The organism is uncultured Mucilaginibacter sp. (genome assembly GCF_937859865.1).
Lineage (GTDB): Bacteria > Bacteroidota > Bacteroidia > Sphingobacteriales > Sphingobacteriaceae > Mucilaginibacter_A.
In genome coordinates this window covers 1-11,334 of record NZ_CALMAT010000157.1, presented here as the reverse complement: position 1 = coordinate 11,334, position 11,334 = coordinate 1, and the positions used below count along the sequence as shown (strand labels likewise).

The window sequence follows — 11,334 nt, the reverse complement described above, 5'->3', positions numbered from 1 at the left end:
TCCAGTTGCCGCGGTTCCAGCAGTTTGCCGTTTTCGGTTTTCAGCAGCATTTCGATGGAGATTTGCGTCATCTGGCCAACTTTTTCTTCCAGCGTCATCTGTGCAACCAAAGCTTTTACTTTTTGGTTGATGGAAATGCTGGTAAGTTGGGTTTGCGAAAAGATTTTTGGTGATACAAAGGCGAGGATTGTAAAGAGGAGAATTTTTTTCATGTATTTTTATAAGGTAAAAGAAGCATCAAAGTTATTTAGAAATTTTAAACCATTTCTACCTAAATTTTTGTTTTTAAAATATCCTGATCAGAACAAAAAAGAAAAGCTACCGATGATAGATAGCTTTTCCTTTTTTAACTATTTAAGGCAGAACACTAATTATTTAATAAAATAAACGAGCCTATCAAGAGCCTGTTTAAAAATTTATGATGCTTCTTTTATGCCTATAAATTTTGTTTTGATACAAAAGGTAAAATAGGCCAATGATTTTTATGTGATAAAAGAAGCATAGAAAATATACCGAACAAAATTTAAACAGGCCCTCAAAACTAATTGCCTTTATTATTTAACAAACAATATTTCATCCACATACATTGTTTCGTTAACGTCTCCTGAACTACCTCTCAGGAAGAAACCTAATTGTTTTGCAAGCGTAGCAGTGGTTGGGTTAGTTCCCCAAAAAGCAAGCATTTTAGCACCTGTTCCTAACGGGATTTTATAGTAAGTCCAAACATTTGCAGGAACCACAACTATTTGTGCCGGAGTAGCAGTAGTGGATGTAAGACTGTTGCCGAAGCCGCCAGGCAATTGATCTCCAACCAAAAATAGGGTATGATTTACCGTACCGCCTTTGATCCAAAAAGTAAGGTATTTATAAGAAGGGTCATAAGCAAAGCTTGGGTAATAGTTAGCCTCGCCTTCAACTTTATATCCACCCGCAGGATAACTTGCTACAATACTTCCCTTTCCTGTTATTGAAGGTGCACTTGCGGATGGGCCGGCTGGCTGTGCATAGGAATTATCCTGCCAATTATTTTGAAAATTACCATTAGCAAATATTGCGTAAGCTTTATCAATATTTACAAACTCGATGGTAGAATTCACATTGAGCATTTTTGTACCTGAAGTGTAAGCAAATGACAAAACAGATCTATTGGTAGTTGAAGAAGGCATTTTTATCACCAATTGATTATCTGTTTTACTTACAATGGTTACAGCTTCCTTTGTGGCTTGTAATGTAACTGCAGTAACCGCAACAAACCCCTGCCCGGTTAGGGTAATCTGTGAACCACCAGAAAAGTTATAATCCGATACACTTGCTATGGCTGGTGTAGGAGGCAATGTGGTAAAGCCATAAGTAACAGAACCATTTAAAGTAATTACTTGTATGGTGTTGGATTGTGGCTGAAGATAAGGAACAGTAGTTGGTATGCTGAATATAAGTGAATTATCAGATATAAGCCCCCTATTAAAGTAAATAGAAACACCATTAATTAAAATTTTAGTAGTGCTTGCCAAATTAGTACCATATAAAACATAGTAGTTGTTATAAACACCGCTAACAGTTGTAGAATCAAAAGCTGAAATTTTAGCTGGTGCACCTACAATTGTTGTTGAGGCAACACCTGATGAATTGTACGTTGTTACTACCCTGGTAACAGCAGTAGTATCTGTTTTACTCAAAGTATGAACCGAGCTAATTGTTGGGGCACCTTTACCCGGAATAGGCATTCCGGTAATGTTATCCTTCCTACAGGAAGATGCTAAACCAAAAACTATCAACATGGATAGGATCAGGTTTAAATTTTTTAAGTGTTTCATTTCAAATATTATTATAATACATTAAAATTTATAAGGAACAGGAGGTTTAGTTAGATTGGGATCCGCTGCAGTTTCTGTAGCTGGGATAGGCAATATAAACTGTGCATCTGTAGGTACAATATATTGTAAATTTCGGGTATAGTCTTTGTAATTGGCAGCGGCCGTACCAGCACCGGAAGAATCGCCCTTATTTTGCTGGCCAAGGATTGCTTTCGCTACCGGATGGGTAGTAGAATTAAAACCGTCTATTCGTTGCAGATCGTACCAATAATCACCTTCAATTGCAAATTCAAGACGTCTTTCTTTGATCAAATCCCTGTAAGTGAAACTTGTTTTAGCTGCTAATCCAGCCCGCTGACGTATTAAGTTTAAATATTTTAAGGCCATTGGGTCTGAAGATGTAGTAGCAGTATCTATCCCGTGTCCTACGGCAGGGCTTTTTGCCAATCCCATAATAGATTCGGCTTCAATTAAATATATATCTGCGTATCGCATAATATAAGTATTGTTGCTTGTGGATTGAGCTGCTGTACTACCATTATTATCTGAAGGCGTACCGACTACATATTTTTTCATACCGGCATGGGTAGCCTGCTCATTTACCGAAAGCGGAGTTCTGTAACCACCTTGTGCCTTGTGCAATTCAGGGTAAAATTCTCCTGGAAGCATAATGGTTCCGTGGCGGCGAATGGTATCACCAGCAGTTTTAAAAGCATCCTGTAAATCAAATGTTGGGCCAAGCTCGCCATAGCCATCACCTGTACCTGTAAGCTCATTACCGTTATCACCAATTGCAATTACTGATTGTAACTGGTTACCAAACCCGTAACCACCGTTTGATGTCCATTGCAGTGCAAGGATAGATTCCTTATTGTTGTTAAAAGCTGTCTCAAATAAATTAACATACTGGCCCGGAGCTTCTAAACCTACTAATTGAAACTCGCCGCTATTGATAACTTTTTCGGCTTCCTTTTTAGCATTGGCATAATCCTGTTTATATAAATAAACTTTTGCAAGTAATGCAGATGCCGATCCACTGGACCCATGACCGGTGCTTGCTACACCAGGCGTACAATTAGTTTCTGCAAATTGCAGGTCGTTAATTATAAATTGATAAACATCCGTTACAGGGTTTAAAGGAACCGTTTGAAAAGTGTTGACAAAGTTTGTAGGATTGGTAATTATCGGAACATTACCGAAAATCCGCACCAGGTAAAAATAAGCTGCCGCCCGCATTAAATGTGCCTCACCTAAAGCGTTGTTTACTACAGCAGGCGATACAGAAGCCGGAACTGCGGTAGGCAAATTACCCAACAAAGCATTTGCTTGCGCTATAACTGTATATAGTGAATTCCAGGCACTGGTTACTGCTTGGGTAGCATTACCTGCTGTATAATTATTCATAGCATCAAAAGCACCATCAGTTCCTTGGTAACAGCGTGCATTACCACTTTGCAATTCACTTATTGCCAAAAATGCCTTTCCGTTTAAACCAAACCATGGCGCTGCATAAAGTATGCCTGTACTTGACTGTACTTGGGCTTCTGTTTGATAGTAAGTGCCTACAGTTGATGAATTTTCGGGCGGGCGGTCAAAAAACTCTTTTTTACAACCAGTAGCAGTTACAACAGCTAATGCGCCCAAACCAATAAAATATTTTATATGTTTTTTCATTTTTCTATCTTAATAAGTTATTAAAACTCTGCATTTAAACCAAAAGTAATTACACGAGGAATAGGATACCTGCCATAATCAATATTCTGCAATACGGGGTTTTGGTTTAATGAGCCGATTTCAGGATCCAAACCACTATACTTTGTAAATACATATAGATTTTGTCCGCTTACAAACACCTTTAGATGACTCATTGCTACATATTTAGCATAGCTCGAAGGCAAGTTGTAGCCTAAGCGTACATTTTGTATCCTTAAAAACGAAGCATTCTCTAAAAACCTGTCAGACATTACCAAATTGTTGTTACCAAAACCACTTCTTGGTGCTGGAATATTTGATGTTGGGTTTGATGTTGTCCAATAGTTACTGGCTTCGGCTAATTGATTTTGGTATAACCCATATAAACCTTCAGTTTGAAATTTTACGGCATTTAATATTTTACCGCCTTGAGACCCGTTTAAGAATATGGACAGGTCAAAATCTTTGAAAGTAAAATTGTTTGTAATACTATAGGTAAAATCAGGATTAGGGCTACCTAAAGCATATTGGGTATTAGGAGAGTTACCATTATTGTTCTCTCCATAGTATTCAATGTCACCTAAGTACACACCATTATTTAAAGTCCTATCGCTACTAACTACTGATGGAGAACCAACTACATTTTGCGGATGTTGAGCTATATTTTGTAATTGAGCAGGAGTACTGATAATATCTTTTACCTTATACCCATAAAACTCTCCGATTGGACCACCAACTTGGGTATAAGTAGCTGGAATTTGAGGGCCAAAACCAGTAGATACCTGACCAATTATTGCCGGAAAACCATTTAATGAAACAATGTTGTTTTTATATTTTGAGAAGATCAAAGTTGTACTCCACTTAAAGTTCTTCGAAATAATATTTCTACTGTTGATGCTAAATTCAATGCCCTTATTTTCAATTTTCCCTGCATTTACATAAGGCGGCTGAACAATAGCTGCATTTGAATATTCTGCAGGTCCGCCTGAAAGGAATGCAGGAAGAGGTTGCTGGAAAAGAAAGTTTTTTGAAGTCTTGTCATATATATCAATAGTAGCATCAATACGGCTATTCAAGATACTGAAATCAATACCTGCGTTCTTTTGAATAGCGGTTTCCCAGGTAAGATTAGGATTGGAGAAATTATAAACGCTAAAACCTGTACCCAAACCTGTAACTATCGGCGTAATTGCTGAGCCATATCTATACTGGCCAATATTAGAGTTACCAACAGTACCATAGCCTAACCTGATCTTAATATTGTCAGCGAATTTTTTTATGCCAGACATAAATGGTTCTTGTGATAACCTCCAGGATACTGCTACGCCCGGAAAATAACCAACTTGATGCCCTGGTGCAAAGTTGGATGACCTGTCGCTACGGGTTGTAGCGGTGATACTATACTTATCATTGTAAGTATATATCGCACGCGCTAAAAATGATTCCATCACGTTGCTTCCTTTCGGCTCTCCTAACGTATTGGTGCTTTGTGTACCTAAGTTTAATGTTTGAATGGTGTTCCCCGCTGTAAACCCTTTAGTGCTTGCCTGGATACCATCATAAGTAGATTCCCAAACTTCATGACCGAGCAATGCTGTTACAGCATGTTTGCCAAAAGTACGGTTGTAATTTAAATGCTCTACCCAGTTCCAGTAGGTATCAGAAGAATTGTATTCGTTTAGTTGTGCCTGGGTATTTACAAAGGCAGCAGACGAACCTGTAGCACCATAAGAGTAGGTTGGGTTAAATGTTTTTGCGGCGTTCCAATCGAAATTACCATCCACTTCTGAATGTAAGGTCAAACCTTTTATAAACAATATATCGCCATATAAACTGCCCTGAACATTACTTTGGCGTAAAGTATTGGTAATACTTAATGCTTGTTGGATAGGATTGCGGCCTCCTTGTATTATTCCACTCGCTACCGCCGGGCCTGCAAAAGAACCATCAGCATTATAAACAGCAGCATCTGGTGCCTGTAACAGGGCATTGTAAATAATACCATAAGCATTCCCTAAACCAATGTTTGCATTACTTTGATTAGCAGAAATACTTGTACCAACTTTAAACCATGGTTTTACTTGTGAATTGACAGTAGTGTGGAATGTATAACGATTAAAGTTGGATGCTAAAACCGTACCTGTTTGGTCAAAATAACCACCCGACACATAATAATCTGTTCCCTCTCTGGCACCTGAAATTGAAAGCGTGTGGCTTTGCTCCGGTGCGTTCTTGAATATAGCACTTTGCCAATTAGTACCTGAACCTAATGCGCTCGGATTAGAAAATTCAATACGGCGTCCTTGTCCGAATGCATCAGCAAGCGAATTTTCATAAGCAGCATATTGATGCAAATCCATCGTTTTTAAAAACTTCCCCTGGGTTTGTACACCGTAGAAAGCATCATAATTAATCCTTGCAGTACCATTTTTACCCCTTTTGGTGGTGATAATTACCACACCATTAGCTCCGCGACTACCATAAATAGCAGTTGCCGAAGCATCTTTTAAAACATCAATTGATTCGATGTCATTAGGGTTGATCTGGGCAAGCGGACTTGCACTCGTTTCCTGCTCCGTAGGGCTTGCAGCATTTGTTAGCTGGTGCCCATTATTTGCACCGCCTTCTATTTGTACCCCATCAATTACATATAATGGTTCGCTACCACCGAAAGTAGTGATACCACGAATATGTACTGATGTTGCACTACCGGGGGCACCTGAGTTTTGGGTTATGGTTACACCCGCAGCCTTACCCTGTAACATCTGGTCAACACTGGATTGCGGAATGTCGGCAATTTGCGCAGCAGAAACGGATGAAATAGCACCATTAATATCCTGTCTGCGCTGTGTACCGTAACCAATACTCACCACATTTACTTCTTGTAAAGAGGTTGCAGTAGTTTTTAAGGTAACATTAATGGCATTCCTGCCGGCAATAACCACTTCCTGGGTTTGCATACCGATAAAAGAAACCACCAAAGTGTTTACACCCACAGGTACAGAAATAGAATACCTTCCGTTTACGTCTGTGCTTGTACTTGTTTTTGTGCCTTTTGCAGTTACAGAGGCACCGGGAAGGCTAACTCCTTTGTCATCATAAACAGTACCGGATACCGTTCTGCTTTGGGCAAAAAGGTTGGAGGTGCTGTACACAATAATTACAAAAAGCATGGCTGCTTGTAATATTTTACGCATAATTAATTTATTAAATTAGGTATTTAATTGGGTTACTTTTCAAAAGTAAAACTAAAACCTTATACTTCAAAACAATCAATTGCAGTTTATTATTTTTTCAGATTGAGCCTATTTAAATTCATATCCGACAAAATCATAATACTTCTTTTATACCTATAAATCTTGTGTCCGCATTTTATGCTGATAAAAACAGCATCTGTATTTGATGTTTTTTTATGTGGTAAAAGAAGCATTCAAATGAATCTAAATAAATTTTAAACAGGCTTTAGCGCTTGTTTGATTTTATAGCAGAAAATCTTGTAATGCTTCTTTTATGCCTATAAATTTTGTGCCCGCATTTTATGCTGATAAAAACAGCATCTGTATTTGATGTTTTTTTGTATGATAAAAGAAGCATGTTAAATAAATTTGATATGCTTCTTTTATCACTATAATTTATTGTAAACGATATTGAAGTAAGAAGAAAGCGTGTACGGATAATTTGTACCAGCGGTGTAAGGCTGAAAGTTTGGCGCAATCATATTCATGGCCGGATGAATACCGTCGCCGCCATCGCCTGCCCAACTCCAACCTAAAATAGTCCAGGATTTTGATTTGGCATAATCTACCAAACCCGACCAATCTGTCGTTCCGTTTGTTCCGTTTCCAAACTCTCCTACCAAACACGTCCTTCCGGAAGTGGCCAAATAATCCAGGTCGGCACTAACCATATTTCCACCAGAACTAAAAGAGCCGCTGCTATTTGTATGCTGGCCAACATAGTTTCCTGGATAAATATGGGCAGATAAAGCAATATTGGCATCCGTAATTTTGATACCGCCAGTGCCAATGCCAAGCACAGCATTCGTTGCTACATAAGTTTCCTGCCCGTAACCTGGAATATCAACAATTATAGTTCCGTTGTAAACTGTGCGCACAATCGTAATGGCTTGGTTATAGTAACTTGCATAATTGGTTGCCGAAAGGTTATGGCTTCCCCATTCATTTATCAGATTAATATAAAACTTGCCTGAAGCACTTAATGCAGCATAATTGGTTTTCCACCAGTTGGCACCATCCAGCAGATCCGAAAGGTTATCAGAACCCAAAACCGTTGCTTTGTGGTAAGTACAGATAATCGTATAACCATTACCTGATGCTTCTTTTATCCACCTAATTGCATTAGTTACTTGTGTCGGCTCGATCTCAATCCTAATAGTTTTAATATTGGTTTGCTGTTTCATCAACGGAAAACCTAAATCTACATTACCACCATTGTAATAAGAGGGCTGCAGATTTACGCCATTACCAGCAAGCGTTACCAAAGCAGTTGTGGTGGTTGTAGTGGTTGGTTGGGCAGTAACTTCGGCCTGTTTTTTAAAGCAGCACATCAACAGTAAAGAAAACAAAGTGAAGGTATAAATGATTGCCTTTTTGCCGGAAAAAAATGGGTTGACTGATTTCATAAAAGAATTTTGGATGTAGGGTTACGCTACAAAACTATTCAACTTTATCCGCCCGGTTGTAATACGGTTATTCTATTTTCTGGTATTTACCCATAATTAGTTGTTGAAGAAAATGTATAAAAACTTTATGATTATTTAAGCGGCTTTGCAAAGCTTCAACCGCATTAATTAAATAGGCAAAAGGCGCATTCCAGTTGATCGCAATTTCGTTGGCTGCATAAGCGCGGTCATCATCAATATAAGCACGGTCAGGAATGGCCGAAGGATATTTTACACCGTCTTGCATGCCCGGGTTTGCACCGGCAACCAAAAGGCCGGGAACGGGATCAACCACGCCATCCGAAACCGAAGGCCGGTGATGCGGGTGCATGGGTGTTTTACTGCCGTAACCGGTTAAAAAACTGTAACCTGTTGCATTTCTTCCCAACAAATAATCCAGGTTTGTAAGGGCATAATCCAGGTATTTCTGCTTGCCGGTCAGCTGGTAAACTTTTATCAGTGCAACACCTTGGTTGGCAGCGGATGAATTGCTGCCCCAGTTAAATTCACGCGCTGATTTGCCGAAAACAGTATGAAAAGCAGTAGCATCTGCACCCGAAATTAGCTGATCTGCGAAGGCAACTAACCGCTTTTTAATTTCCGGCAAATCTGCTTTCGCCTGGCCGGTCAACTGGTTCTGGTTTTTGGCGAGGGAATAGTAACCCAGCAGTTTTACCTGCGCCCAATTGGGCAGCGGCATTGCCGGATTGGCAAGCGCATTTATTGATTTGTAATAAGCGTCATCGCCGGTGGTAATGGTTAGTTCTGATCCTGCCCAAATAAATTCATCGGTAAAAAAAGCATCGCCATAAGGACCGGTTGTTATTTTCGGGTCGAATTTTTGGTTCATTGCCTCCTGATCGTACTGCACGTTTGGGTTTTTTGCCGCCCATTGCCAGGCTTTTTTTGATGCTGCCAAACAAGAATCAGAAAGGCCGGGAAATTGAACAGAAAAAGGTTTGAAGATTCGCGCAGCCTGGGCCATAACGGCAGCAAAATCCAGTGTCGCTGCTGTCCCTTTTTGTACCACATATCTTGGCGCTGTGGCTTTTTCGGGCATTTCCATCACATCAAAAACAGCGTTAGTCAGTTTGTTGTACACGCCGCCGTCTTCCGGGTCTTGCATGGAAAGCATCCAGCGCAAATTCCATAATACTTCATTCAACAAATCTGGAACCTGGTTTCCACTTTCGGGGATATTGGTCTTAACAGAACCCATGTACTCCGGAAAATCCTCGTATAAAGAAAGCAGCGTACCGGTTGCAATACCCGAATTAACGATGTATTTGTTGTAATCGCCGGCATCGTACCAGCCTTTGGGAGCAGCAATTTTAGTCCCGGCCGGGCGGTTTGCACTTGCAGCCGAAGGATGGACAAGCACGGCCGTATCCGGGTGGCCTGCTGTCCGGTGCCATTTTCCGGCAAATTTTTCGGGCAAAGCGGTAGAGGCACGCATGAAATAATAGGCTTTGACAGATGCTTTTGCCGCATTGGCAAAAACATTAGGTTTGATATCGAAAGGATAAGAATCGGGCAAACCGGCAACAGCAACCACAAACTTTCCGGTTTGATGGAAAGCACTGAAATTGGCCGATGCTGTTTTTACCCCTGCAAAATCCGGCTTGCCCGAAGCTTTCAATTTTCTGCTGAAAACCACTTTTCCGGCTGTGCTTTTTAACGTAAATCTTCCGGTTGTTACGCCAGAAACAATAGCCACTTTCGGCGCGTTTGGATAAAAGCCAAGTTGGTTTAAAGCAATATTGTTTGGGTTTTGGGCAGATGAATTACTAAAACAAGTAAACAAAACTACCAGAACCAGACAAAAGCGTTTTAACATCGGGCAATTGTAATTCAATAAGTTCATGTTATTTTTTAGGTTGATACTGTTTTTATCGGTCAAATTTGCATATTGTTCCATTCAAAACCATACAAAATGATGAACGAAGAAGTTTTTCGCAGTTTCAGCGATATTACCACCAAAGAAATTGCGCCCGGTTTTCTATCCAAATTTATCCATACCGAAAACAATACCCTCAATTTTATCGAGGTAAAAAAAGCATGTTTAGTTCCATTGCACCAGCATGTACACGAACAATTATCTTTTGTGTTGGAAGGAAAGTTTGAATTGACGGTTGATGGCATTGCAAAAATATTAGAACCTGGTTTGTTTGCCGTAATCCCGCCAAATGTAATACATGGCGGTGTGGCGATAACGGATTGCAGGTTGATTGATGTTTTTAGCCCGGTGCGGGAAGATTATAAAAGGTTGTAGGGGAATAAAAGGAGGTTGGATTTGGCATTGGAATTAATTTAATGGCGATAACAAAAGGTGCGCATTTTGTATTGTTGAAAACTGAACAATACAAAAAAGTGAAGTACGCATTTTGTATTGTTTAAGTAAGAAATTAACAGGTTTTAAGCATTTTTAGAACCGGTAAAAATATGATAACCAGTGTAGTATTAATAGTGTTGGGATTGCAGTTTATTATGCAAATAAAAATTTTGAACTTGTAACCGAGATACTGAAAGGTGCGTATATTTATGAGTTACCAGCAACCATAAAAGACGACAGTGCCGACAACTAATCCACATGATTTTATTGAATTGTTAGAGGTTTTTAGTATCGCCCTAACCAATGGTTTGTTGGACAAAAGCGAAGTTGTAAAGTGGGCAGACAGAATCATCACAAGCGATAGTGAACCAGAATATTTTATAATTGAACTTTCTTTGTGTGGGCATAAAACTCTTAATGACATTGTCTCACTCATAAACGAATTCATAGGAAAGAATAAACCACAAGTTTCAGGGCGAGTTATTCTCGGTTTTCTCTATAAACAATATTTAGCAAGAAAGATAACATTAAGAAAAGTCGTAAGTACTATAAATTGGATTGTTTGGCAAGCTGATTTAACAGACGAAGAAAAGAGTTTTATGTATGGACTTGACGAAGACTTTGAATGTGCAGAAGACGGTATTTATGGAACAGTTGAAGCAGTTGAAAAGGAAACTATTTGTTTTCTTGAAACTTACAAAGACTTTCAGATTGATAATTATAACGACTGGAAAAAGATAGATGAAACTATCAATAACAAAATCGCATTACTTTTAGAAACTATTAGACAAGAGCAAGCGGAACTAATAAAAATG

At 39.3% G+C, this 11,334-nt stretch carries 8 protein-coding genes; 2 read left to right on the top strand and 6 right to left on the bottom strand.

Annotation, left to right across the window (positions count from 1 at the left end; genetic code table 11):
* From Q0192_RS17125 to Q0192_RS17100, 6 genes are all read right to left on the bottom strand, one after another.
* Positions 1 to 212 (bottom strand): hypothetical protein (locus Q0192_RS17125; RefSeq protein WP_299291409.1); only part of this gene is annotated, 212 nt, incomplete at its 3' end.
* A 342-nt stretch (positions 213 to 554) separates the two neighbouring features.
* Positions 555 to 1,814, bottom strand: a complete 1,260-nt coding sequence (locus Q0192_RS17120) for an IPT/TIG domain-containing protein (RefSeq protein WP_299291408.1) — start codon at positions 1,812 to 1,814, stop codon at positions 555 to 557.
* A gap of 21 nt (positions 1,815 to 1,835) precedes the next feature.
* Positions 1,836 to 3,488 (bottom strand): RagB/SusD family nutrient uptake outer membrane protein, encoded by a 1,653-nt coding sequence (locus tag Q0192_RS17115; RefSeq protein ID WP_299291406.1) that lies wholly within the window; start codon positions 3,486 to 3,488, stop codon positions 1,836 to 1,838.
* A 20-nt stretch (positions 3,489 to 3,508) separates the two neighbouring features.
* On the bottom strand, positions 3,509 to 6,703 hold the full coding sequence (locus Q0192_RS17110) for a TonB-dependent receptor (protein ID WP_299291404.1): 3,195 nt from the start codon (positions 6,701 to 6,703) through the stop codon (positions 3,509 to 3,511).
* Positions 6,704 to 7,131: 428 nt separating this feature from the next.
* Positions 7,132 to 8,148, bottom strand: a complete 1,017-nt coding sequence (locus Q0192_RS17105; protein ID WP_299291402.1) for a cellulase family glycosylhydrolase — start codon at positions 8,146 to 8,148, stop codon at positions 7,132 to 7,134.
* Between the two features lie 67 nt (positions 8,149 to 8,215).
* On the bottom strand, positions 8,216 to 10,051 hold the full coding sequence (locus Q0192_RS17100; RefSeq protein WP_299291400.1) for a glycoside hydrolase family 9 protein: 1,836 nt from the start codon (positions 10,049 to 10,051) through the stop codon (positions 8,216 to 8,218).
* Positions 10,052 to 10,120: 69 nt separating this feature from the next.
* Between Q0192_RS17100 and Q0192_RS17095 the strand changes: the two genes are divergently transcribed.
* Positions 10,121 to 10,459 (top strand): cupin domain-containing protein, encoded by a 339-nt coding sequence (locus tag Q0192_RS17095; protein ID WP_299291398.1) that lies wholly within the window; start codon positions 10,121 to 10,123, stop codon positions 10,457 to 10,459.
* Positions 10,460 to 10,758: 299 nt separating this feature from the next.
* On the top strand, positions 10,759 to 11,334 hold a 576-nt coding region (locus Q0192_RS17090; RefSeq protein WP_299291397.1), incomplete at its 3' end, for a hypothetical protein.